Source organism: Streptomyces sp. NPDC056452 (genome assembly GCF_042796085.1).
Taxonomy (GTDB): Bacteria; Actinomycetota; Actinomycetes; order Streptomycetales; family Streptomycetaceae; genus Streptomyces.
In genome coordinates, this window is sequence record NZ_JBHTRI010000033.1 from 67,417 (window position 1) to 89,489 (window position 22,073).

General features: G+C 71.3%; 22 protein-coding genes. 12 read left to right on the forward strand and 10 right to left on the reverse strand.

Features of this window, described 5'->3' with window-relative positions:
* Positions 1 to 749: 749 nt before the first annotated feature.
* A complete protein-coding gene (locus ACFQ6X_RS28125; RefSeq protein WP_383185409.1) occupies positions 750 to 2,303 on the forward strand; it encodes a PQQ-binding-like beta-propeller repeat protein in 1,554 nt (517 codons plus the stop codon).
* A 385-nt stretch (positions 2,304 to 2,688) separates the two neighbouring features.
* Here the strand turns inward: ACFQ6X_RS28125 and ACFQ6X_RS28130 are convergent, their stop codons facing one another.
* The gene (locus ACFQ6X_RS28130; protein ID WP_383185410.1) at positions 2,689 to 3,822 is read right to left on the reverse strand and encodes a PLP-dependent cysteine synthase family protein; all 1,134 of its coding nucleotides are present in this window, start codon (positions 3,820 to 3,822) and stop codon (positions 2,689 to 2,691) included.
* Positions 3,823 to 4,059: 237 nt separating this feature from the next.
* On the opposite strand from ACFQ6X_RS28130, the gene ACFQ6X_RS28135 reads away from it, so the two are divergent.
* On the forward strand, positions 4,060 to 4,377 hold the full coding sequence (locus tag ACFQ6X_RS28135) for a hypothetical protein (protein ID WP_329213767.1): 318 nt from the start codon (positions 4,060 to 4,062) through the stop codon (positions 4,375 to 4,377).
* 217 nt (positions 4,378 to 4,594) lie between these two features.
* Entirely contained in the window at positions 4,595 to 5,116 is a 522-nt protein-coding gene (locus ACFQ6X_RS28140) for an ATP-binding protein (RefSeq protein WP_383185412.1), read from the forward strand.
* A 46-nt stretch (positions 5,117 to 5,162) separates the two neighbouring features.
* Here the strand turns inward: ACFQ6X_RS28140 and ACFQ6X_RS28145 are convergent, their stop codons facing one another.
* The 3 genes from ACFQ6X_RS28145 to ACFQ6X_RS28155 are packed head-to-tail and all read right to left on the reverse strand — an operon-like array spanning position 5,163 to position 8,799.
* The gene (locus ACFQ6X_RS28145; protein ID WP_383185413.1) at positions 5,163 to 7,733 is read right to left on the reverse strand and encodes an ABC transporter permease; all 2,571 of its coding nucleotides are present in this window, start codon (positions 7,731 to 7,733) and stop codon (positions 5,163 to 5,165) included.
* Positions 7,730 to 8,509: an ABC transporter ATP-binding protein gene (locus ACFQ6X_RS28150; protein ID WP_383185415.1), complete on the reverse strand. Its 780-nt coding sequence runs from the start codon at positions 8,507 to 8,509 to the stop codon at positions 7,730 to 7,732. Before ACFQ6X_RS28150 ends, ACFQ6X_RS28145 begins: the two co-directional genes overlap by 4 nt.
* Positions 8,506 to 8,799 carry an SHOCT domain-containing protein gene (locus ACFQ6X_RS28155; protein WP_383185417.1) on the reverse strand — a complete coding sequence of 98 codons (294 nt, stop codon included), beginning with the start codon at positions 8,797 to 8,799 and terminating at the stop codon, positions 8,506 to 8,508. The genes ACFQ6X_RS28150 and ACFQ6X_RS28155 overlap by 4 nt, the downstream gene beginning before the upstream one ends.
* A gap of 202 nt (positions 8,800 to 9,001) precedes the next feature.
* On the opposite strand from ACFQ6X_RS28155, the gene ACFQ6X_RS28160 reads away from it, so the two are divergent.
* From ACFQ6X_RS28160 to ACFQ6X_RS28170, 3 genes are read left to right on the forward strand one after another with little or no spacing between them, the layout of a single operon-like run.
* Positions 9,002 to 9,571, forward strand: coding sequence for a TetR/AcrR family transcriptional regulator (locus ACFQ6X_RS28160; RefSeq protein WP_383185418.1), 570 nt, complete (start codon positions 9,002 to 9,004; stop codon positions 9,569 to 9,571).
* Positions 9,572 to 9,607: 36 nt separating this feature from the next.
* Entirely contained in the window at positions 9,608 to 10,189 is a 582-nt protein-coding gene (locus ACFQ6X_RS28165; RefSeq protein ID WP_383185420.1) for a DUF4865 family protein, read from the forward strand.
* The gene (locus ACFQ6X_RS28170) at positions 10,183 to 11,094 is read left to right on the forward strand and encodes a phosphotriesterase (RefSeq protein WP_383185422.1); all 912 of its coding nucleotides are present in this window, start codon (positions 10,183 to 10,185) and stop codon (positions 11,092 to 11,094) included. The genes ACFQ6X_RS28165 and ACFQ6X_RS28170 overlap by 7 nt, the downstream gene beginning before the upstream one ends.
* Here ACFQ6X_RS28170 and ACFQ6X_RS28175 read toward each other — a convergent pair whose 3' ends face one another.
* On the reverse strand, positions 11,095 to 12,309 hold the full coding sequence (locus ACFQ6X_RS28175) for an ROK family protein (protein WP_329213751.1): 1,215 nt from the start codon (positions 12,307 to 12,309) through the stop codon (positions 11,095 to 11,097). It abuts the gene before it with no gap.
* Positions 12,310 to 12,430: 121 nt separating this feature from the next.
* Here ACFQ6X_RS28175 and ACFQ6X_RS28180 point away from each other — a divergent pair, with 121 nt between their 5' ends.
* The 3 genes from ACFQ6X_RS28180 (at position 12,431) to ACFQ6X_RS28190 (ending at position 14,882) form a co-directional block, all read left to right on the forward strand.
* Positions 12,431 to 13,660 (forward strand): MFS transporter, encoded by a 1,230-nt coding sequence (locus tag ACFQ6X_RS28180; protein ID WP_383185424.1) that lies wholly within the window; start codon positions 12,431 to 12,433, stop codon positions 13,658 to 13,660.
* A gap of 79 nt (positions 13,661 to 13,739) precedes the next feature.
* Positions 13,740 to 14,108, forward strand: a complete 369-nt coding sequence (locus ACFQ6X_RS28185) for an SCO4225 family membrane protein (protein ID WP_383185426.1) — start codon at positions 13,740 to 13,742, stop codon at positions 14,106 to 14,108.
* Between the two features lie 21 nt (positions 14,109 to 14,129).
* Entirely contained in the window at positions 14,130 to 14,882 is a 753-nt protein-coding gene (locus ACFQ6X_RS28190) for a maleylpyruvate isomerase family mycothiol-dependent enzyme (protein WP_383185428.1), read from the forward strand.
* Between the two features lie 33 nt (positions 14,883 to 14,915).
* Here ACFQ6X_RS28190 and ACFQ6X_RS28195 read toward each other — a convergent pair whose 3' ends face one another.
* A complete protein-coding gene (locus ACFQ6X_RS28195) occupies positions 14,916 to 15,317 on the reverse strand; it encodes a MarR family winged helix-turn-helix transcriptional regulator (protein ID WP_383185429.1) in 402 nt (133 codons plus the stop codon).
* A gap of 126 nt (positions 15,318 to 15,443) precedes the next feature.
* On the opposite strand from ACFQ6X_RS28195, the gene ACFQ6X_RS28200 reads away from it, so the two are divergent.
* Positions 15,444 to 15,740: a DUF6332 family protein gene (locus ACFQ6X_RS28200; RefSeq protein WP_383185431.1), complete on the forward strand. Its 297-nt coding sequence runs from the start codon at positions 15,444 to 15,446 to the stop codon at positions 15,738 to 15,740.
* On the opposite strand, the gene ACFQ6X_RS28205 is transcribed toward ACFQ6X_RS28200, so the two are convergent.
* The 3 genes from ACFQ6X_RS28205 to ACFQ6X_RS28215 all read right to left on the reverse strand — a co-directional run bounded on the left by ACFQ6X_RS28205 (position 15,701) and on the right by ACFQ6X_RS28215 (position 18,517).
* Positions 15,701 to 16,366, reverse strand: a complete 666-nt coding sequence (locus tag ACFQ6X_RS28205; RefSeq protein ID WP_383185433.1) for a response regulator — start codon at positions 16,364 to 16,366, stop codon at positions 15,701 to 15,703. The genes ACFQ6X_RS28200 and ACFQ6X_RS28205 overlap by 40 nt on opposite strands.
* Positions 16,363 to 17,631, reverse strand: coding sequence for a sensor histidine kinase (locus ACFQ6X_RS28210; protein ID WP_383185435.1), 1,269 nt, complete (start codon positions 17,629 to 17,631; stop codon positions 16,363 to 16,365). Before ACFQ6X_RS28210 ends, ACFQ6X_RS28205 begins: the two co-directional genes overlap by 4 nt.
* 145 nt (positions 17,632 to 17,776) lie before the next feature.
* Positions 17,777 to 18,517 (reverse strand): TetR/AcrR family transcriptional regulator, encoded by a 741-nt coding sequence (locus ACFQ6X_RS28215; RefSeq protein ID WP_383185437.1) that lies wholly within the window; start codon positions 18,515 to 18,517, stop codon positions 17,777 to 17,779.
* Positions 18,518 to 18,642: 125 nt separating this feature from the next.
* Here ACFQ6X_RS28215 and ACFQ6X_RS28220 point away from each other — a divergent pair, with 125 nt between their 5' ends.
* Positions 18,643 to 19,092: a nitroreductase family deazaflavin-dependent oxidoreductase gene (locus ACFQ6X_RS28220; RefSeq protein ID WP_329213733.1), complete on the forward strand. Its 450-nt coding sequence runs from the start codon at positions 18,643 to 18,645 to the stop codon at positions 19,090 to 19,092.
* Positions 19,093 to 19,150: 58 nt separating this feature from the next.
* On the opposite strand, the gene ACFQ6X_RS28225 is transcribed toward ACFQ6X_RS28220, so the two are convergent.
* Positions 19,151 to 20,437 (reverse strand): geranylgeranyl reductase family protein, encoded by a 1,287-nt coding sequence (locus tag ACFQ6X_RS28225; RefSeq protein ID WP_383185439.1) that lies wholly within the window; start codon positions 20,435 to 20,437, stop codon positions 19,151 to 19,153.
* Between the two features lie 195 nt (positions 20,438 to 20,632).
* On the opposite strand from ACFQ6X_RS28225, the gene ACFQ6X_RS28230 reads away from it, so the two are divergent.
* Positions 20,633 to 21,997 (forward strand): dipeptidase, encoded by a 1,365-nt coding sequence (locus ACFQ6X_RS28230; RefSeq protein WP_383185441.1) that lies wholly within the window; start codon positions 20,633 to 20,635, stop codon positions 21,995 to 21,997.
* Positions 21,998 to 22,073 lie beyond the last annotated feature (76 nt).

Sequence of the window (22,073 nt, forward strand, 5' to 3'; positions counted from 1 at the left end):
TCCGCCGGCCACATAGCCGCTCGCCAGGATCACTAATGCGACTTCGAACCCCGTCACAGTTCCCCCCACCTCGACTGATGACCTGATCATGACAGTCACGCCTGCGCGAACTCCACCAAGGATCAGAAACAGTCACGAAAAGAGCGTTCTCAATACCGCCTGACGAGCGTTGCCGACGACGGCCCACGAGGGGCCGTTTCCAGCCCTTCGCTCCTATCTGATCCCAAATCGACTCCGCTCACCCCTGATTGCGCCCTGTGACGAGCCGATGCTCGGCATACCGAAGACCATCCAGGCCCGAGCGTCAGCTCCGGCTGGAGGCCCAGTTTGCGGACAAGCTCCGGGTGGGACAAGCCGTCCTCGCTGGTGACAGTCGCGGCGCGCCGGCAGCCGCCGGAACCGCAGCTGGTGCCTTCGTCAATCATCGTGATGCCTGGCGGCAATGAGGGGGGGGCTTGGGACGACGGGGCGGCCGAGACTTCGCTGATCATCGGCGCGTGCAGGAGGCCGACCACGAGAGCGAGGGCGAACTGCGTCCCCAGGAAGCCGCGTCGAGGGTGGTTGACGGCTTCTCAGCGAACGTGCGGTCCCTTGCCGTTGCGGGAGAACCGCATCGGCGCGTGTCGCGTCCATACCAGTGATCTTCGCGGGCGGCCTCGTGAGACGACGGAGCACACCTCCGCCCCGGCGTCTCCCGAGCCTGAGCCCGAGAAGTCCTGACCGAGTGGCACGTCTCAGGGGGAAGACCCATGCCCAACCCGCCGCAGCCCTGGTATACACCGGGCTCGCCGCAGCAGCCCGTTCCCGGCAACCCGTATGCCTCGCAAGGCTTCGGGCCACCGCCCGGACCGCCACCGCGCCGGCGGCGCTTCGGCGGAGCACCGGTCATCGCGGCCGCCGTCGCCCTTCTGCTCGTAGCCGTGGGAGGAGGGGTGTACGCCCTCGTCGACCGGGGAGAGGACGGGTCCGCCACCCCCGTGGCGAAGGAATCATCCAGCCCCTCCGCGCCGACGGCCCCGCCCGGTTCCCCGGCGGTCAGCACCCCGCAGGCGAAGCACATCCCGACCCCGGAGGAGATCAGTGCCGCACGGAAGCCGGGGGACGCAGCGGCATGGGTCGTCGACGACAGCACCGATCTTCCCAGGGGGCGCCAGAAACTCTACGACCTGTGGATCGTCGGCGACACCGTCGTCCAGGCCCTGCACAGAAGGGTCGCGGCCTACCGCCTCTCGGACGGTGCCGAGGTCTGGAGCATGCCGTTGCCCACCCCCGTCTGCGAGACACCGGTCAACCCCACGCCCGACGGCAAGGTCGTGCTCGTCCACCACAAGAGGGCCGACTCCGGGAGGAACAACCGGTGCAACCAACTGCAGATGGTCGATCTGAGGACCGGGAAGCCGGGATGGCACAAGGAGCTCCCCGAGACCGGTGACGGGGACAACACGTTCATCGTGCACAGCGCCATCAGCGCCGGTACTTTCGCGATCGCCCGGAGCATGAAGGCGACCGCCTATCGGGTCGATGACGGTACCGAGTTGTTCGACATCCCCTGGGAGAACCCGGGGAAGTGCTTCCCCGACGACGTGGCGGGCGGTTCCCGGCTCCTGGTGAAGTCCGACTGCGCGATCGACATCGACCAGAGCAAGAACCACAGCCAGCTCCGCGAGATCGACCCGCTCACCGGCAAGGTCCTGTGGCGCCACCGGACCAGGACCGGATGGCAGGTCGGAAGCATGATCTCCGTCGATCCGGTCGTCTTCACCACGGAAAACGCCGTGGACCACATCGACGACTGGCGGGTCGTGGCCCTGGGCCCGGGAGGAAAGCCCGGTACCACCATCGACCCACGGGGCAAGAGTATCGAGCGATGCGCCGGGGACGGGAGCGGCGGCGACATCCAGCCATGTCGCGGCACCGCGGTCGGCAACGGCCACATCGTTCTGGGCGGCAACGACAGGATCGGCTTGTACGACCTGGCCACCGGGAAGTTCCTCTGGGGGGTCAAGAACAACGATCTGCGCACCTTGCACCCACTGCGTGCGGAGAAGGGCAAGGCGGTGCTCGTCTACGAGTCGGCCACACCGAGCCGCCCCGGCCGGACCTTCCTGATGGGCCCGGGGGCCGCAGGTACGGAGAAGGTGGTGCTGCGACACCCCGCATCGACCACGGCGCAGGAGTACGAGATGGCCGGCGGGCGGCTGGCATACGCCGGCGGACGGGTCGTCCTCACGCCGGCGGGCCTGAGCGGCGACGACGACCAACGTGAAGCCCGCATGCTGTCCTTCGCTCCCGGCCCGCCCTGACCGGGCACCGGGTGGGTCGACCACCGCGCACGCCGGGCACTGGGCTTGTTCTTTTGTGACGCCTCCGCGAACGCTTCCCTCCGGACAGCATCAGGCAGAGGACTCACCCTCACGGCTTCGTCGTGGTCACGTGCACCTCGGTCGGAGCACATGATCAGACGAAGGCCGCCCGCGCGCCCGGCGAATCCCCAGGTGAGCGGCTCGGTTCGAGGCCGCTGGACAAAGAACAAGCTGAGGGTGCCGCCGAGGCCCCACGGCTGAGGGCGGCTCACCGGACGACGGTCCGGCTGTCTTTCGCTCGATCATGCGGTGATCTGTGCAGGTGGGCTCGGGGCGGACGAGAGTCGCACTTCGGATGGGTACGACGAGAACGAACGACCCCGGCTCAGGCGGGCCAGCTGCCGGTGGCCAGGAAGTGGTCGATGGTCCGCGTGTACGGGTCGATGTCCAGGCCCTGCTCGCTCAGCCAGCTGTCGGAGTAGTACTTGTCGAGGTAGCGCTCGCCCGGGTCGCAGAACAGCGTGACGATGCTCCCGGTGCTGCCCTGGCCGACCATCTCCGCGACGAGCTTGAACGCGCTCCACAGCCCGGTGCCGGTGGAGCCGCCGGCCTTGCGGCCGATGGCCCGCTCCAGTGCGCGCACGGCCGCGATGCTCGCCGCGTCCGGCACCTTCATCATCCGGTCGATGGCGCCGGGCACGAAGCTCGGCTCCATGCGGGGCCTGCCGATGCCCTCGATGCGTGATCCGCAGTCGCTGGTCGCCAGGGGGTCCTGCCGGGTCCACCCGTCGAAGAAACAGGAGTTCTCCGGGTCGGGTACGCAGATCTTCGTGTCGTGCTGCATGTAGCGCACGTAGCGTCCGATGGTCGCCGAGGTACCGCCGGTTCCGGCCGTGGCGACGATCCACGCGGGCTCCGGGTACCGCTCCAGCCTGAGCTGCTGGTAGATGGACTCCGCGATGTTGTTGTTGCCGCGCCAGTCCGTGGCCCGCTCGGCGTAGGTGAACTGGTCCATGTAGTGGCCGCCGGTGCGGGCGGCGAGGGCTGCGGACTCCTCGTACAGCTTCCGCGAGTCGTCGACGAAGTGGCACTGTCCGCCGTGGAATTCGATCAGCCGGCACTTCTCGGGACTGGTGGTGCGAGGCATCACCGCGATGAACGGGACACCGATCAGCTTCGCGAAGTACGCCTCCGAGACGGCTGTCGAGCCGCTGGACGCCTCGATGACCGGCTTGCCGCGACGGATCCAGCCGTTGCAGAGCCCGTAGAGGAAGAGCGAACGAGCGAGCCGGTGCTTGAGGCTGCCCGTGGGATGCGTCGACTCGTCCTTGAGGTAGAGGTCGATGCCCCACTGCTCGGGCAGGGGGAAGCGCAGGAGGTGGGTGTCCGCGGAACGGTTGGCGTCCGCCTGGACCTTGCGCACGGCCTCCTTGAGCCAGGCACGGTAGTCGGGATCGCTGCGGTCGATGTCCGTGGTGGTCGCGATCTCGCCGTCACGTCTGTGCTCACTGGTGTCCATCAGCGATCTCCTCCTCGTGTCACCGGTACCCGACACCACCACGATATTCCCCCCACCTGCGCAAACGATCGCTTTGATACCCCATAGCCCTTCCTTGGCCCTGCGTGGCAGCAGGTGCCCGTGGTGCCTGGGATCCGCTCCCGAAACGCACGGTTCCGGCCTGATGCGACCTGGTGCAAAGGCCCCGATGCGGGCAGACTTCCCATCAGAAGCCGGTACAAGGGGGGCGAAGTCGCCATGTCCGAGGCAGAGTTCAGTGCGAGTGGAGTCAGGATCGAGCGGTGGACCCGTTCGCTGACCCGGGCCGGTCAAGTCGTCGTCAAGGACGGCCGGCTGGCGCTGCTGACCAGTAACGGCCGGGAGATCGACAGCGCCCCGGTGACCACCGTGAGCGCGGGCAAACGATGGTTCCTTGCGGCGGACTCCGCGGTCGCGCGGGTCAACGGAGTGCGCTACCGGCTGACCATGGGGCAGCGCAACCGAAGGCCCGGCGGGGCCGCTCCGGTGCGCAGGTTCCTGGAGGCGCTGCGCCGCGCGGGCGGGCGGCGGACCTGACGCAACGGTTCCGTACGGACACCGCGAGTTGCGGACCCCAACCCCCTGAGTCACGCTGGTAACACGTCACTGATGGTGTACCGGCGGTGACCGCGCAAGCCGCTCCGCCGGGTGCCACAGGGCGGACCACGCACGACCAGACCAGAAACAGCAGCGCGCCACACTGCTGGATCCGTTCCTTCGTCTTCTTCCGGACCTATTTCGGGGAGTCGCAGCCGTGATCAGCGAGCCAAGCAGGCACTGCGCGGTGGAGCTCCAGGCCCTGCCGTCGCGGATCGGTCAGGTCCGCAGAATCATTTCGGCGCAACTGCGCTACTGGCATCTCGATCCTCTGATCGATCCGGCAGCGCTCGGCGTCACCGAACTGCTGACCAATGTCCACCGGCATGCACAGCCGGACAAATCGTGCACCGTCGAGATCGAGCTGCTGCTCGACCGCCTCACGGTTTCCGTCCACGACCACGACCCACGGCTGCCGACCGTGTGCGATGCCGATGCGTCCGCCACTTCGGGGCGCGGACTGGCGATGATCGCCGCGGTCAGCGAGAGCTGGGGAGTACGACCGACCGACGACACGGGCAAGGTCGTCTGGTTCACCCTTCCGGCCCCGTCCTTCGCCACCGCCCTGGCTCCTCTCCCGGTGTACGGGTCGATGACCGACGGTCCTTTCGGCTCCGGACGGGACACCCTCGTGGAGCACACGGCACAGACCCGGGCCCGGTCGGCCGTCGTCGGCTGACCGGGCAGGGGGCGAGCGCGTCACTTCCTCGGCGCGATCGTGCGCGCTACTGCGTGGCGATCGCGCGGAGCACGTCGAGTCGTGCGGCGCGCCGGGCCGGCCGCCAGCCGGCCAGGGCGCCGGCGGCGAGCCCGACCAGGGCCACGACCAGCAGCTTCAGCGGCGGCAGCGCGAAGACGAACGCCGTGTCGCCGGTGCCCTCCGACGCCTTGACGAGGACCCAGCCCAGGAGCGCACCGAGCAGCAGGCCGCCCGCCGTACCGAACGCGGCGACCAGGAGCGATTCCCAGCGCACCATGCTCCGGAGCTGGCTCCTGGTCTGTCCGACCGCCCTCAACAGGCCCAGTTCCCTGGTGCGTTCGTGGACGGCCAGGGTGAGGGTGTTGGCGATGCCCAGCAGAGCGATCAGCACGGCGAGTGCCAGCAGCGCGTAGACCAGCGTGAGCATCATGTCGATGCCGCCCGCCGAGGACTCGGCGTACTCCTGACGCGTCTGCACGTCCGGGTCTCCGTAGGCCGCAGCGATCTTCTCGACCGCGCGCTTCCCTTCGTCGGCCGAGACGCCTTCCCTGAACGAGACGGCGACCAGGGTGTCGGACTCCTGGCCCCTGTGCGGCGCCCAGGCCTCGCGGGTGATGACGTAGTCGCCCGCCAGCTCGGACTGTTCGAAGACGGCGCGGACGGTGAAGTCCGCTTCCGTGCCGTCGGTGAAGGTGAGCCGGGCGGTGGATCCGGTGTCCAGGTGCCGCTTGCCGGCCTCGGTGTCCGAGAGGGCGATGCCGTTCGTGCCGAGCGAGTCCAGCGAACCCTGGACCGCGCCTAGAGCGAACACGTCGGCGAGGCGGGCCGGGTCGGTGACGGTCAGCGCACGGCCGGAGCCGTTTACCTCCGCAACGCCCTTGCCGAGCCCGACCGCGGATTCGACCTCGGGCTGCCGCTGTACCGCAGGGGCGAGACCGGGGCTCAGTCCGCTGCCTCCGGCGCCGAACGCGGGTGCGCTGATGGCCACATCACCCGCGAAGGACCTGTCGACCGTCCGGTCCATCGTCGCCTTCAGTGAGGCGCCGAAGACCGTGAAGAGCGAGACGACGGCGACACCGATCATCAGCGCGGTGGCGGTGGCGGCGGTCCGCCTGGGGCTGCGCAGCGCGTTGCGCCTGGCGAGTCCGCCGGTGACGCCCCGCAGCCGGTCGAGCGGTGCGCCGAGGATGCGTACGGCGTACGAGGAGGCGACCGGGCCGAGCACCACGAACGCGGCCAGGGCCAGAACCGCGCCGGCTGCCGAGAGCCAGAGGGAGGGGGCGGCCAGGACCCCGGTCAGGATGACGCCGACGGCCGCCGCCAGGAGCACGCTTCCGGTGAGGGTCCTGCTCCGGGAGACCGCGGAGTCGTCGACGGTGCTCTCGCGCAGGGCCGCAAGGGGGGCGGTACGTCCTGCCCGTACCGCCGGCACGAGTGCGGAGGCCAGGCAGACGAGAATGCCGACGCCCAGGGGCAGCAGCATCGAGAGACCGCTGATCACCAGCGCGCCCTCGGGGAACGGGAATCCGATGGCCGGGAACAGTGCCTGCAGTCCGGCGGCGATCCCGATGCCTCCGGCCAGGCCGGCGACGGACGCGGCAGTCCCGACGGCGAGGGCCTCGACGAGGGTGGATCCGACGACCTGGCGCCGGGCGGCGCCCAGCGCCCTCAGCAGGGCGCTCTCCCGTGTCCGCTGGGCGACGACGATCGCGAAGGTGTTGTGGATGGAGAAGGTGGCGACCAGCAGGACGATGCCGGAGAACACCAGCAGGAGCGTGGTGAACAGGCTCAGGAACGCGCCGGAGATCATGTCCTGGTTCTCGGCGGCCGAGGCGTCGCCGGTGATGGCTTCGGTGCCTTCCGGGAGCACGGGCGTGAGCGCGTCCACCAGTTCCTGCTGACCGGTGCCGGGCCCCGCACGCACCTGGATGCTCGCCGCCTCACCGGGCTTCGGGGTGAGGTACTTCTCGGCGTCGGCCCGGGTCAGGCCCGTGTAGGTGACCTGGGCCATGCCGTCCTCCCCGCCGAAGGTGGCCAGGCCGACGACGGTGACGCGGACCGGGTCGGGGGTGCGCAGGACCGTGGTGTCGCCGATCTCCAGGCCGCCCCGCTCGGCCGTACCGCGGTTGACGACGACCTCGCCGGGTGCGGACGGTGCCCGTCCGTCGGCGAGACGGTACGGGTTGAGTTCGGGATCGGCGATCCAGTTCCCGGCGAGGGTGGGCGGCCCCTGGCCGCCGATGGGTTCGCCGTCGGCCCCCAGGAGCTGCCCCGCCCCCTCGATCTTCGGAGCGGCCGCGGCGACACCCGGTACCTGTTCGATCCTGCGGACCAGATCGGCGGCGACGGGCTGCCGGGTGCCCTGGGCCTCGCCGGCGACGGTGACCACGTTGGTGCTGCGGACGACCACGTCCGTGCCCTGCGCGGCGTTGCCGAACATGGTGTCGAATCCTGCCCGCAGGGTGTCGCCCATGACGAGGGTTCCGGCGAGGAAGGCGACACCGAGCAGGACGGCGGTGAAGGTGCCCATGAAGCGCCGCTTGTGGGCGCGCAGGGAGGAGAGGCTGAGGCGCAGCGAGGCGCGGGTTCCGGTCATGGCGTCACCGCCGGTGTGCGGGCCGCGGTGTCGAAGGCCTTGAGGCGGTCGAGGACGCGTTCCGCCGTCGGGCTCTGCATCCGGTCGACGAGCCTGCCGTCCGCGAGGAAGACGACCTCGTCGGCGTGCGCGGCCGCGACCGGATCGTGGGTGACCATCACGACGGTACGGCCCGTCCGGCGTACGGTGCCGCCGAGGAGCCGCAGCACCTCTTCCCCCGCCCGGGAGTCGAGGTTGCCGGTCGGTTCGTCGGCGAACACGACATCGGGGCTGCCCGCGAAGGCGCGGGCCACGGCGACGCGTTGCTGCTGACCGCCGGAGAGTTCGCTCGGCCGGTGGCGCAGCCGGTCCCGCAGCCCGACGGTGTCGATGAGGGCGTCGATCCACTCACGGTCGCCACGCTCCCCCGCGAGGTCGAGGGGGAGCGTGATGTTCTCGGCGACGGTGAGCGTCGGGACGAGGTTGAAGGCCTGGAAGACGAAGCCGATGCGCCTGCGGCGCAGCAGGGTGAGCCTGCGGTCGTCGAGTGCTCCCAGCTCGGTGTCGCCGATGAAGGCGGATCCGGAGGTCAGGGTGTCGAGACCGGCGGCACAGTGCATCAGGGTCGACTTGCCGGAGCCGGAGGGCCCCATGATCGCGGTGAAGCGGCCGGCCGGGAAGCCGACGCTCACTCCGTCCAGGGCCCTGACCTCGGTGTCGCCGGTGCCGTAGACCTTCACGGCGTCGGCGACCCGGGCAGCTGCGGTGCTACCGGTGGTGGTGTGGGCGGTGGTCATGCCGGTCCGTCCTTGTCGAAGCGTCCGAAGGGCTCGTCCAGGACGGAGAGCCGGCGCCAGTACTCGTCCTCGTCGATCTCGCCTGCGGCGAACCGCCTGCCGAGGAGGTCGATCGGCGAGTGCTCGCCGGTGCTGCCCCGGCGGACGCCGCGGGACTGCCACGGGCCGCGGCGGCCACGCCAGACGGTGCGGCGCAGCAGGGTGACGACGCCGACGACGACGGCCGCCCAGACGATCGGGAAGAAGAGGATCCAGGGTCCGGGTCCGCCGGAGTGGGCCAGGGTGTTCATCTCGGTCAGCTCCCTCGGTCAGGGGGTTCGTTCGCGTTCTTCTGTCGCTTACGAGCCTGTCTCCGGGAGGGGGTCCGGGGCGTCGTACGGCCAGCGGCAGTGCGCGTACCCCCGTGGGAGTACGCGGCGCCCGCGCGTCTGCTCCCCGCATCGGTCCCGGCCGCGCGGGGACGTTGTACCTACTGGTATGTACAGTGGAGGTATGAGCACTCCGGACCGTCTGATCGAGGCCACCCAGGAGCTCCTCTGGGAGCGCGGCTACGTGGGCACCAGCCCCAAGGCCATCCAGCAGCGGGCGGGTGCGGGCCAGGGCAGCATGTACCACCACTTCGCCGGCAAGCCGGATCTGGCGCTCGCGGCCATCGACCGCACCTCGGCGCAGTTGCGGGAGGCCGCGGGGCGCGTGCTGGACGGACCCGGAACGGCGTACGAGCGGATCTCCGGCTACCTGCTGCGCGAGCGCGATGTGCTGCGGGGCTGCCCGGTGGGGCGGCTGACGATGGATCCGGACGTCGTGTCGAGCGACGAACTGCGCGCACCGGTGGACGAGACGCTCGCCTGGCTGCGGAGCCGGCTCACCGAGATCGTCCAGGAGGGCCTGGACAAGGGCGAGTTCACCCCGGGTCTCGTTGCGGGCGAGATCGCGGCGGCCATCGTGGCGACCGTCCAGGGCGGCTACGTCCTGGCGCGCGCCTCCGGGTCGGGCGCCGCCTTCGACTCGGCGGTCACGGGGCTGCTCTCCCTGCTCGCCGCACGCACCCCGTCGGCCTGAACCGCGAAGTCGGTTCCCTGCCCGAGGAGTCACCCCATGCACGCCATGCAGTACGAGATCACCCTGCCCGCCGACTACGACATGGAGATCATCCGCAGTCGCGTCGCGACGAGGGGGCACCTCCTCGACGCGTTCCCCGGCCTCGGCCTCAAGGCGTATCTGATCCGGGAACGCGGCGGGGGGTCACCGGTCAACCAGTACGCCCCGCTGTACCTGTGGTCGGCCCCCGAGGGGATGAACGCCTTTCTCTGGGGCCCCGGATTCCAGGGCATCGTCGATGACTTCGGCCGCCCCGAGGTGCAGCACTGGACGGGGCTCGCGTACCTGGACGGTCCTGCCGCGGGCGCCCCCGCCCGGACGGCGGTCCGCCGCCGGGTGCCGGTCGCGGACACGGAGCGGCCCGCCGGGGCGGTCGACGCCGCACTGGAGGAGGCCCGCCTGCGGGCCGCGTCTCCCGGGGTCGTCGCCACGGCGCTGGCCGTGGATCCGCGCCGCTGGGAGCTGCTCCACTTCACCCTCTGGGAGCAGGAGCCCGCCGCGGCCCCCGGTGACCGTTTCGAGGTGCTGCACGTGTCGGCGCCGGAACGCGACCGGCTGGGGCGGGACAGGCAGTGGTGACCCGGGTCCGCACCGTCCTCGGCGACATCCCCGCCGAGGACCTGGGTGTCTGCGACGCACACGACCATCTCTTCATCCGCACCCCGCTGCTGCCCGGCCAGGAGCTGGACGACCCCGGGCGGGCCCAGGAGTTGCTGCACAGCTTCCACGGACTCGGGGGCCGGTCGGTGGTCCAGTGGACTCCGTACGGGATGGGCAGGAGGCCCGGCGACCTGGTCGCCCTGTCCCGTGCGACCGGGATCCAGGTGGTCGCGGCCACGGGGCTCCATCAAGCCGTCCATTACCCAAAGGAGTTGCTCGGCCGGATCCTGCCGGAGCTGGAGGCCCTGTTCGTCCGGGAACTCACCGAGGGCATCGGCGGTACGGGAGTGCGGGCGGGGTTGATCAAGGTGGCCGGATCGTTCCACGGCATCGACGCCCACGCCCGGCTCACCATGGCGGCGGCGGCCGGGGCCCATCACCGGACCGGCGCGCCGATCGCCGTGCATCTGGAGCTGGGTACGGGTGCACTGGACGTACTGGACCTGCTGTGCGGGGAGTTGGGGGTGGATCCGGGGCGTGTGGTCCTCGGCCACCTGGGCCGGTTCCCCGACGGCGTGGTGCAGCGCGAGGCCGCGCGGGCGGGTGCGTTCCTGGCCTTCGACGGCCCTTCACGGGCCAACCACGCGACGGACTGGCGGCTGCCGGACCAGCTCGCGGAGCTCGCCGATGCCGGCTTCGGCGGCCGGTTGCTGCTCGGTGGCGACACCACCGTGCCCGGGACGCCAGGGATGCCCCACCTCCTGCGAAGGCTGCGTCCCCGGCTGGAACAAGCCCTCGGGAAGGACCTGTTGCACTCCGTCCTCGTCACCGCACCGGCGCGCGCCTTCGCGTTCGCCGCCCCGCGGGAGGGGCCCCGCCCCTGATCAGGCGAGGGCGGCGAGCGGGTCGTCGAGCACGGGCTGCCAGGCCAGCTCGGCGGCGCCCACCAGGCTGTTGTGGGCCAGCGTGCACGACAGGATCGGCACACTGCCGCTGCGCCCCCACAGGCTGCGGTCGGCGACGACCGCCCTGAGCCGTTCGGGGTCGGCCTCGAGGAGGTCGCGGTGCAGTCCGCCGAGGATGATGCGGTCGGGGTTGAGGATGTTGACGAGTCCGGCCAGGCCCAGGCCGAGACGGTCGATCAGCTCCTCGGCGGCTGTCCGTACGCAGGGGTCGGCGTACTCCGTGCGCAGCAGGTCGCCGGCCTGCTTGAGGAGCGACTCCTCGGGGCCGGGTTCCCGGCGCGCCGCGGTGAGGAAGGCGAGGGGGTCCGTCTCGACGTCCAGACAGCCACGTCCGCCGCAGTGGCAGGGCCGCCCCTCGGGGTTCACCGTGAGATGCCCCACTTCCAGGGCGAGTCCCGAACTCCCGCTGTGCAGGCGCCCGTCCAGGACGAGCGCACCGCCCACTCCACGGTGTCCGGTGGCCACGCAGAGCAGGTGCTGGGCGCCGCGTCCGGCTCCGTGCCGGTGCTCGGCGAGGGCGGTGAGGTTGACGTCGTTGCCGGTGAACGCCGGTCCGGTGATACCGGCCGCGCGCACGCAGGCGGTGAAGATCTCCCGGACGGGGGCGCCCGCGGGCCAGGCGATGTGCAGGGGGTTGAGGGCGGTGCCCTCGGGTTCGGCGACGGCGGAGGGGACGGCGAGCCCGGCTCCGACGCAGCGCAGTCCGCTGTCCCGCAGCAGCCGGGCACCGGCTTCGACGACCTCGCCGAGGACCTGCGCGGGATCGGCCATGACCGCGACGCAGCCGGGTGCGGTGGCGACGATCCTGCCGCCGAGCCCGACGAGTGCGGCCCGGAAGCCGTCGGAGTGGACCTGCGCGGCGAGTGCGACCGGCCCGCTGTCCCTGACGGCCAGCCGGTGCGAGGGGCGGCCCTGCGAACCGGCTGCGGAGCCGGGGCTCGAGTCGACCCGGATGAGCCCGAGCGCCTCCAGCTCCGCGGCCACCGCTCCCGCGGTGGCACGGGTGACACCGAGTTCGGACGTCAGCACGGCACGCGTGGGCGCGCGGCCTGTGTGGACCAGCTCCAGCGCGGGTCCCAGGGCGCTGCGGCCTCGCTCCAACTTCTGCCGGGTGGTGGTCGACTTCCCGTTCATGGGGGCGAGTCTCCCATGATCCGGAGCCACCGTTGACGCCCGTACGCCCCACATCGTTCACCGGACCGTCACGGGGTTCTTCATGTTGCGTACGGCGTCCGCGCGGCCCTATGCTGAGTTTGTGCCGCAACTAAACAAACTGCGGACGGCCCTACCGGGGGGACTTGGCGGAGACACCGCCCCACCCCCGTCGGCCCGCCTCCGTACCGCGCTGACCGTGTTCTTCGCCCTCGACGGGTTCCTCTTCGCCGGCTGGGTGGTCCGTATCCCGGCCATCAAGCACCAGACCGGAGCCTCCCCCTCCACCCTCGGACTCGCCCTGCTGGGCGTCTCGGCGGGTGCGGTGATCACCATGATGCTCACCGGCAGGCTCTGCCGGCGCTACGGAAGCCACGCCGTCACCGTGGCCTGCGGTGTGCTGCTGTCGCTGAGCATCGCCCTTCCCGCGCAGACGCATTCGGTCCTGGCTCTCGGGCTGGTCCTGTTGCTGTTCGGAGCCGCCTACGGCGGCATGAACGTGGCGGCGAACAGCGCGGCCGTCGATCTCGTCACCGCCATGCGCCGCCCGGTGATGCCGAGTTTCCACGCCGCGTTCAGCCTCGGCGGCATGGTCGGCGCCGGGCTCGGCGGCCTGGTCGCGGGCGGCCTGCCGCCCTCGACGCACCTGTTCGCCCTCACCGGAATCGGGCTGCTCGTCACGGCCGTCGCCGGCCCGGCACTGCTGCGCCACCGGCCGGCCACCGCCGTCGCCGCCCCGATGCGGCGGACCTCCGGTACACGGGAGCGCCCGCAGCGCATGGACGGCCGGGCCCGCCGGATCGTCATCCTCTTCGGCGTCATCGCGCTCTGCACGGCGTACGGCGAGGGCGCGCTGGCCGAGTGGGGCGCGCTGCACCTCACGCAGGACCTGCACGCGAACCCGGGGCCCGCGGCAGCCGGTTACTCCCTGTTCGCCCTGACCATGGCCATCGGCCGGCTCACCGGCACCACGCTCCTCGAACGGTTCGGACAGACCCGCACCCTGGTGGTCGGCGGGACGACGGCCGCGGCGGGGATGCTGCTCGGAGCCCTTGCCCCCACGCTCTGGCTCGCCCTGCTCGGATTCGCCGTGACCGGCCTCGGCCTGGCCAACATCTTCCCCGTCGCGGTCGGCAGGGCGGGCGCGCTGGCCGGTCCGAGCGGAGTGGCCGCAGCGTCGACACTCGGCTACGGCGGGATGCTGCTGGGACCGCCGCTGATCGGCTTCCTGGCCGACTGGTTCTCCCTGCCCGTGGCGCTCACGACGGTGACCCTGCTCGCCGCGACCGCGGCGCTGCTGGGATACGGCGCACGCCGCGCAACGCACACATGAGCGATTGAGTAGGCGTACTCAGGCACGGACGGCTTCCCCGGCGCACGATGGAGACATCAACCGACCACGGGGAGCGGACATGAGCCACCAGCTGATGAGCAAGCGGCAGCTGCGCGCACTGGCACGACTGACCTTCGGCAACACGACGTCACGGATCTACCTCGGCCTCGTCCTCGCGGCCACGGTCTTCGTCGCGGTGGACACGCTGTTCGTGGCCCACGAGGATGCTTCGTTCGCCGGGGTCTGGGTGTTCTTCCTCGCGGCGCCGACGGTCTTCGTCTTCCTCGTCGGCAGCTCCGTGGCAGGCTCCGACACGGGCGGTCCGGCCTGGTTCGTCTACCTCGCCCTGATCGTGTCCGTCCTCGTGCAGGCCTGCGCCCTCGGCTGGTTCGCACGGCTGGTGCGCCGCGGCGGCCGCAGCAGCTCCGCCCACCCCCAGGGCGCCTGACCGACCTGCCACAATCTCAACGTGGAGACAACCGAGCACATAGCATCCCTCGCCCGGGAAGGCCGCCTGCTGGCCGGGGCGGCCGGCGAGGCGGGCCCGGACGCACCGGTTCCGACCTGCCCGGGCTGGCAGGTGCGCGATCTGCTCAGGCACACCGGCGTGGTGCACCGCTGGGCGACCGCGTTCGTGACCGAGGGACACCGGACGTACGTTCCGGACGGCGGCGAGCCCGATCTGGACGGCGACAAGCTGCTCGAATGGTTCACGGACGGGCACGCGCTGCTGGTGGACGCGCTGCGGGCCGCGCCCGCCGACCTCGAATGCTGGGCCTTCCTGCCCGCACCGTCCCCGTTGGCGTTCTGGGCGCGCAGGCAGGCGCACGAGACCAGGATCCACCGGGTGGACGCCGAATCGGCGCGCGGCGGAGCACTGACACCGGTGGAGGCGCCCTGCGCCGTCGACGGCATCGACGAACTGCTGACCGGCTTCCACGCCCGCCCCAGGAGCCGGGTGCGCAGCGGCACACCCCGGACCCTGCGGCTGCGTGCGCCGGACGCGGACGCGGTGTGGACCGTGCGGCTGTCCGCCGAACCGCCGCAGACAGTGCGTGGCGCCGCCGCGGAGGCGGAGCAGGCCGACTGCGAGGTGAGCGGAACCGCCTCGGAGCTCTGTCTGGCCCTGTGGAACCGTCTGCCGCTCTCGTCCCTCGTGGTGGGCGGGGACCAGGAGGTCGCCGTTCTGTGGACGGAGAACTCCGGAGTCAACTGGTCGTGAACGGGCCGGCCGCACCGGCCGGGACGGTCCCGCTCAGCCCCGGTGCTCGCCCAGCATCCGGGAGAGCACCGCTCGCTGCAGCGGCCTGACCTCCGTGTGGAGGGTCCGGCCCTTCTCCGTCAGCTCGACCCGTACGCCGCGACGGTCCTCGCTGCACATCCCGCGGCAGACCAGCCCGTCCCGCTCCAGCCGGGCGACCAGCCGGGACAGCGCGCTCTGGCTGAGATGGACCCGGGAGGCGAGCTCCTGCACACGGTAGGCGCCGCCGCCGTCGTCGGCCGCGCTCTCCGCGAGGACGTCCAGGACCTCGAAGTCGCTGGCCCCCAGGCCGTGCTGATGGAGCGCACGATCGAGCTCGGAGAGGGTCCTGGCGTGCAGCGCGAGAAGAGCCCGCCACTCGTCGACGAGCATCCGGTCGGACGTGTTCGCTGCCATGTCCGCACGCTAGCAGAGCACAGGGAGGTCGTTGCGTCGGAATTATATGCACGCGCATGGAACGAGTGGAGCGGTGGCCGCCGAGGGCTCCTTGCCGCCGGCCACCGCTCCTGTGACACTTCGGACATGGGGCGACGCACTCAGGCGGACCGGGACGCGATGACGGTCGAGATCGGCTACGCACTGGTGAGCGGAGCCCTGGTGGCCGCGGCCACGTTCGCCGGGATCTTCCTCCCTGCCCTGTTCCTCGATCTAGCACCTACGGGTGAGCGCGTCCTGTTCCGCGTCGGCGCCGTGCTCGGTTCCCTGACGTTCGTCGTCCGCGTGGTGCACGTGCTGTGGCGCTTTCCTCGGGCGCCGCACGAACAGCGCGTCCCGTCCGCTCAGCCGAGCCAGCCGGGCCGCACGAGCCCCGACTCGTAGGCGAGCACGACGAGCTGGGCCCGGTCCCGTGCGCCCAGCTTCACCATCGCGCGGCTCACATGTGTCTTGGCGGTCAGCGGACTGACGACGAGCCTGCGGGCGATCTCCTCGTTGGAGAGCCCGATCCCGACGAGGGCCATCACCTCCCGTTCCCGCTCCGTCAGCTCGTCCAGGGCCGTCGCCGCGGCAGGCTCCTTGGACCGGGCGGCGAACTCGGCGATCAGTCGGCGCGTCACTCCGGGCGAGAGCAGGGCGTCGCCGCCGACCACCGCGCGTACCGCGCGCAGCAGTTCCTCCGGTTCGGTGTCCTTGACCAGGAAGCCGGAGGCGCCGGAGCGGATCGCCTCGAACACGTATTCGTCCAGCTCGAAGGTGGTGAGCATGACCACCTTCACCTCGTTCAGCTCGGGGTCGCCGGTGATGGCGCGCGTCGCCGCGAGGCCGTCCAGGTGCGGCATGCGGATGTCCATGAGCACCGTGTCGGGCCGTAGTTCACGTACGAGGCGCACCGCTTCCGCGCCGTCGGCCGCCTCCCCCGCCACCTCGATGTCGGGCTGGGCGTCCAACAGGGCACGGAAACCTGCCCGGACGAGCAGCTGGTCGTCGGCGAGCAGTACGCGGATCACGATGTCTCCTCCGTGGGCCGGGCCGGATCCCGTGAGTCGGACGGCAGTGGGAGCTGGGCCCGCACGCGGAAACCGCCGCCGGGCCGTGGTCCCGCGTCGATCGTGCCACCCAGGGCGGCGGCCCGCTCCCGCATACCGACAAGACCGTTGCCGCTGCCCCCGGCGTCGCCGCCGGTCGCGGGCCCCTCGTCGTCGATACGGAGCCGGATGCCCTCGCTCCCGTACGCGATCCGGACCTCCGCGCTGCGCGACCCGGAGTGCCGCACGACGTTGGTGAGCGCCTCCTGCACGATGCGGAAGGCCGCGAGATCGGTGCCGGGCGGGACCGCGCCCGGCGCCCCGTCCGCCTCGACCGTGACGGTGAGGCCCGCAGCGGCTGCCTGGTCGACGAGTTCGGGGAGCCGGTCCAGTCCCGGGGCGGGGGCGCGGGGCGCGTCGCCCGGGGCGCGGAGATTGGCGAGGACCTGACGGACCTCGCCCAGTGCCTCCTTGCTCGCGGACTTGATGGTGGTGAGAGCGGTGCGGGCCTGTTCCGGATCCGAGTCGAGCAGCGCCAGTCCGACGCCGGCCTGGACGTTGATGACGGAAATGCTGTGGGCGAGGACGTCGTGGAGTTCACGGGCCATGCGCAGCCTCTCCTCGTCGGCCCGCCGCTTCTCGGCCGCCTCGCGCTCCGCCCTGGCCGCCGCCCACTGCTCACGGCGTACCCGCAGCAGCTCCGCGGCGGCGACGATCGCCACCACCCAGGCGGTGACGAACGCCTCCTGCCCCCAGGGGGCGGAGTCGTCCCCGTCCGGCGGCAGCCACTGGTACAGCCAGTGCGACATCAGCACATGGCCTGCCCACAGCGCGCCGAGCGACCACCAGGCGGCCTTGCGGTGCCCCGAGACGATCGCGCTGAAGCAGCCCACGGCAACGGCGAGGAACACCGGGCCGTAGGGATACCCCAGCCCGAGGTAGACGAGTGTCGCCGCCGACGTTCCGGCGACGGCCACCACCGGGTGCCGGTGCCGCACGAGCAGAACGGCGACGGCGGCGAACAGCAGCAGCCGCGCGACGAGGTCGACCGGCTGACGGTCCTGGCCCTGCGCCGCGAAGTTGGTGCCCACCATCACGAACACACCGAGCGCCACGGTCGACGGCCACGGCAGCCGCGCGGCGTACCGGGTCCGCACTCCGGACAGCCACCGCGGCGGCCCCTCGTCCCAGGGGCCGCCCGGTCCCCTGCGGGGTGCCGCGCTTGTGTGCGCTCGCTGCTCGTCCATACCGGCAACGCTAGACGGGCCACCCCCTGCCGGGCGTCCGCCGGGCGTGGTGATCACACGTACTCCCTGGGGAGTACCTCGTCCGGGCGGGCCGGCGCCTGCGGGGGCCCGCCCCGGTGCAGGCCCTGCGCCTGCGGGGGCCGCATCAGCGCCGCGCGCTGCCCGCCCGGTCGGTGGTGGTGGTGGCCGGACCGTCCAGGAGGCCCACCGAGCGGGCGAGATCGTGGGCGCCGCGGCGGAACAGCAGGTCCCGCGCCTCGACGACCCGGTTGAACTGGCCGAAGACCTCGAAGGAGATCAGGCCGAAAAGCTGCGCCCACGCCGGGACGAGCGCGGCGACGACACCGGGCGGGAGGTCCGGGGCGAGGTCGGCAGCCATGCGTTCGGCCTCGGGGCGCAGCTCGCCGGCCAGCGGCGGGACGGCCAGACCGTCGCTGAGGAAGGCGTCGCGGACGAGCCCGATGAGGACGAGCCCCACGCGCGACGCGGGACCGATGGTGTCCTGCGGGGCGGTGTAGCCGGGGACGGGCGAGCCGTAGATCAGTGCGTACTCATGGGGATGGGCAAGGGCCCACTCCCGTACGGCACAGGCGACGGTGGTCCAGCGGGCGGTGTGCGGTCCGGTGGAGCCGCCGGGCGTCGCGCGAGCCGCCTCGGCTGTCTCGCCGACCGCGCCGTACGCGTCGACGATGAGGGCGGTGAGGAGGTCGTCGCGGCTCGGGAAGTAGCGGTACAGCGCGGAGGAGACCATGCCCAGTTCGCGTGCGACGGCGCGCAGGGAGAGCTTCGCCGCGCCGTCCGCGGCAAGCTGTCTCCTCGCCTCGTCCTTGATGGCGGCGGTGACCTCGGTGCGAGCTCGTTCCCTGGCTCCTCGGATGGTGCTCATGGGCTCATTCTGACACGGAACGGATCACTGACCAATAACGAGAGCAGTGCTCTTGCTTTTGAGCACCCATTACGTGCACACTGATCTCAAGAGAGAGCAGTGCTCACGCTTGCGAAGGGGATCCCATGTCCGCACATGTACAGAAGCCTGGCTGGTTCACGGTGAACATCCTCAACCGGACGGTCGCCTGGATCACCCGGCGCGGCATCAGCGTCTGGGGATCCCGCGTCCTGGCGGTCCGTGGCCGCAAGAGCGGCGAGTGGCGCCGCACCCCGGTCAACCTCCTGACCGTGGACGGGCAGCAGTACCTGGTGGCGCCCCGCGGTCACGTCCAGTGGACGCACAACATGCGGGCGGCGGGCGGCGGCGAGCTCCACCTCGGAAAGAAGAGCACGGCCTTCACCGCCACCGAGGTCCCCGACGACGAGAAGCCCGACCTGCTGCGCGCCTACCTCAAGCGCTGGAAGGCGGAGGTCGGGGTGTTCTTCAACGGCGTCGGCCCGGACTCGTCCGCCGAGGAGCTGCGCCGCATCGCCCCCGACCACCCGGTCTTCCGGATCACGGTCGAGGGCTGAGGCGGCTGAGGCGGCTGAGGCACCCTCAGTGAGCCGAGGCCCCCGTGGACGGGAGCCCTCAGCGAACCTCGGAATCCTCGGACACCGGCACTGTCTGCTCCCGGAGCGCCGCCTGTTCCCGGAGTTCCCTGCGGTCCATCACCGACAGCGCCCGCTGTGCCATCGGGTGCGAGCGCACCAGCTCGGCCAGTGACGTCGTCCCCCGGGTGACCCCGGCGAACGCGGTCCAGGCCGGGCGGAATCCCGTCAGCACCGCGTGGAGAATTCCCGGGCGCCGTTCGAACAGCTTGAGCATCCGCCGGCCCACGCCCATCTCGACGCCCAGCCCCGCCTTGATCGCGAACGCGTAGTTGAGTGCCTGCCGCCGGGCGTCGACGGCGTCGTGGGCCTCGGCGATCCGCACCGCCCACTCACCGGCGAGCCGTCCGGACCGCAGGGCGAACGAAATGCCTTCCCTGGTCCACGGTTCGAGCAGCCCGGCCGCGTCCCCGCAGACCACCACCCTGCCGCGGGAGAGCGGCGAATCGTCGCTGCGGCAGCGGGTCAGGTGACCTGAGGAGATCTTCGGCTCGAACCCGGCAAGCCCGAGCCGCCCGATGAAGTCCTCCAGATAACGCTTGGTCCCCGCGCCGTCGCCGCGCGCCGAGATCACCCCGACCGTCAGCGTGTCGCCCTTCGGGAAGACCCACCCGTAACTTCCGGGCATCGGGCCCCAGTCGATGAGCACCCGCCCCGCCCAGTCCTCCGCGACCGTCTCCGGGACCGGGATCTCCGCCTCGAGGCCGAGGTCCACCTGGTCGAGCTTCACCCCTACGTGTGCTCCTATGCGGCCCGCGCTGCCGTCCGCACCGACGACCGCCCGGGCGAGAACCGTCTCCCCGTCGGACAGCACCACGGCGACCGTGCGCCGGTCGGGTACCGCGGGGCCGTGCTGCTCCACCCGCGTCACCGCCGTACCGGTGCGCAGCTCGGCGCCCGCCTTCTGCGCCTCCTCCACCAGACCGGCATCGAACTCCGGACGGTTGATCAGCCCGAAGAGCATGCGCTTGGACCTGCGGGTGCGCGACAGCTTCCCGTTGAGCGAGAAGGTGACCGCGTGCACGCGGTCCCTCAGGGGCAGTTCGAACCCCGGGGGCAGGGAATCCCGCGAGAATCCGATGATTCCGCCGCCGCACGTCTTGTAGCGGGGAATCTCCGCCTTCTCCAGCAACAGCACCCGACGGCCTGCGACGGCTGCCGCATACGCCGCGGAAGCTCCCGCCGGACCCGCACCGACCACGACGACGTCCCATACGGACGACGACTCTTCCGGCTCACGTCCGGCGTCTGCGTTCTCGCTGCTCACGATGTGCTTCTGCTCCTGATCCCGACCAGTGGCCCCAGCTGCTCACGGCATCCTACGGCGCGTTGCGGCCGAGCCCCGCTGTGGGAGGATCAGCCATGATTTCGTCGTACACGCAACGCCGCACCCACGGCGTCGCACACCGTGGCGCACACACCGCGCCATAGACCTAACGTCGTACCCATCAGGAGCGTGCCCATGACCGCCCGTCCGATTTCCGAGACCGTTGCCTCGCTGATGCCCCGCGCGAAGGCGGAGCTGACCGAGCTGGTGGCTTTCCGGTCGGTGGCGGATCCCGCGCAGTTCCCGAAGAGTGAGTGCGACGCGGCGGCCGACTGGGTCGCCGACGCGCTGCGGGCCGAGGACTTCCAGGACGTCGCCCTGCTCGACACCCCGGACGGAACCCGTTCCGTGTACGGATTCCTGCCCGGACCGGCCGGCGCGCCGACCGTGCTGCTCTACGCGCACTACGACGTCCAGCCGCCGCTGGACGAGTCCGCCTGGATCTCCCCGCCGTTCGAGCTGACCGAACGCGACGGCCGCTGGTTCGGCCGGGGTGCCGCGGACTGCAAGGGCGGCTTCATCATGCACCTGCTCGCGCTGCGCGCCCTCAAGGCGAACGGGGGCGTGCCCGTCTCCGTCAAGGTGATCGCGGAGGGCTCGGAGGAGCAGGGGACGGGCGGCCTCGAACAGTACGCCGAGGCACACCCGGAACTGCTCGCCGCCGACACGATCGTCATCGGTGACACCGGGAACTTCCGGGTCGGTCTGCCCACCGTCACCTCGACGCTGCGGGGTATGACGATGCTGCGGGTGCAGCTGGACACCCTCGAAGGGAACCTGCACTCCGGACAGTTCGGCGGTGCGGCCCCGGACGCGCTGGCCGCGATGATCCAGCTGCTGGCCTCGCTGCGCGCCGAGGACGGGTCGACGACGGTCGACGGGCTGACGTCGGACGCGGAGTGGGACGGACTGCAGTACTCGGAGGGCGAGTTCCGCAAGGACGCCAAGGTGCTCGACGGCGTGGGGCTGATCGGCACCGGCTCGGTCGCCGACCGGATCTGGGCGCGGCCCGCGGTGACCGTCATCGGCATCGACTGCCCGCCGGTGGTGGGTGCCACACCGTCGCTGCAGGCGAGCGCCCGGGCTCAGGTCAGCCTGCGGGTGCCTCCGGGCCAGGACGCCGCGGAGGCGACGAAGCTGCTGACCGCCCACCTGGAGTCGCACGCCCCGTGGGGCGCGCGGGTCTCGGTCGAACTGGTCGGCCAGGGACAGGCGTTCCGTGCCGACACCACGAGCCCGGCGTACACCTCCATGGCGGAGGCCATGCGGGTGGCCTACCCCGGCGAGGAGATGCAGTCGTCCGGCATGGGGGGCTCGATCCCGCTCTGCAACACCCTGGCGGGGCTGTACCCCGAGGCAGAGATCCTGCTGATCGGGCTGAGCGAACCCGAGGCCCAGATCCATGCGGTGAACGAGAGCGTGTCCCCTCAGGAGCTCGAGCGCCTGTCCGTCGCCGAGGCGCTGTTCCTCCACAACTACGCGGAGTCGAAGAGGGCCTGAGGGAGCGCGCCTCCGAGGACCCGCCGCCCTGAGCGGACTCCCGGGCGACGGGCTCCCCACCGGTGACGGCGCCGGG

Bases quoted from the DNA above. Each gene is read 5' to 3' on its own strand.
- ACFQ6X_RS28145 (WP_383185413.1), bottom strand. From the start codon at position 7,733: ATGACCGGAACCCGCGCCTCGCTGCGCCTCAGCCTCTCCTCCCTGCGC.
- ACFQ6X_RS28135 (WP_329213767.1), top strand. From the start codon at position 4,060: ATGTCCGAGGCAGAGTTCAGTGCGAGTGGAGTCAGGATCGAGCGGTGG.
- ACFQ6X_RS28230 (WP_383185441.1), top strand. From the start codon at position 20,633: ATGACCGCCCGTCCGATTTCCGAGACCGTTGCCTCGCTGATGCCCCGC.
- ACFQ6X_RS28125 (WP_383185409.1), top strand. From the start codon at position 750: ATGCCCAACCCGCCGCAGCCCTGGTATACACCGGGCTCGCCGCAGCAG.
- ACFQ6X_RS28210 (WP_383185435.1), bottom strand. From the start codon at position 17,631: ATGGACGAGCAGCGAGCGCACACAAGCGCGGCACCCCGCAGGGGACCG.
- ACFQ6X_RS28155 (WP_383185417.1), bottom strand. From the start codon at position 8,799: ATGAACACCCTGGCCCACTCCGGCGGACCCGGACCCTGGATCCTCTTC.
- ACFQ6X_RS28195 (WP_383185429.1), bottom strand. From the start codon at position 15,317: ATGGCAGCGAACACGTCCGACCGGATGCTCGTCGACGAGTGGCGGGCT.
- ACFQ6X_RS28200 (WP_383185431.1), top strand. From the start codon at position 15,444: ATGGGGCGACGCACTCAGGCGGACCGGGACGCGATGACGGTCGAGATC.
- ACFQ6X_RS28130 (WP_383185410.1), bottom strand. From the start codon at position 3,822: ATGGACACCAGTGAGCACAGACGTGACGGCGAGATCGCGACCACCACG.
- ACFQ6X_RS28185 (WP_383185426.1), top strand. From the start codon at position 13,740: ATGAGCCACCAGCTGATGAGCAAGCGGCAGCTGCGCGCACTGGCACGA.
- ACFQ6X_RS28150 (WP_383185415.1), bottom strand. From the start codon at position 8,509: ATGACCACCGCCCACACCACCACCGGTAGCACCGCAGCTGCCCGGGTC.
- ACFQ6X_RS28215 (WP_383185437.1), bottom strand. From the start codon at position 18,517: ATGAGCACCATCCGAGGAGCCAGGGAACGAGCTCGCACCGAGGTCACC.
- ACFQ6X_RS28220 (WP_329213733.1), top strand. From the start codon at position 18,643: ATGTCCGCACATGTACAGAAGCCTGGCTGGTTCACGGTGAACATCCTC.
- ACFQ6X_RS28160 (WP_383185418.1), top strand. From the start codon at position 9,002: ATGAGCACTCCGGACCGTCTGATCGAGGCCACCCAGGAGCTCCTCTGG.
- ACFQ6X_RS28165 (WP_383185420.1), top strand. From the start codon at position 9,608: ATGCACGCCATGCAGTACGAGATCACCCTGCCCGCCGACTACGACATG.
- ACFQ6X_RS28175 (WP_329213751.1), bottom strand. From the start codon at position 12,309: ATGAACGGGAAGTCGACCACCACCCGGCAGAAGTTGGAGCGAGGCCGC.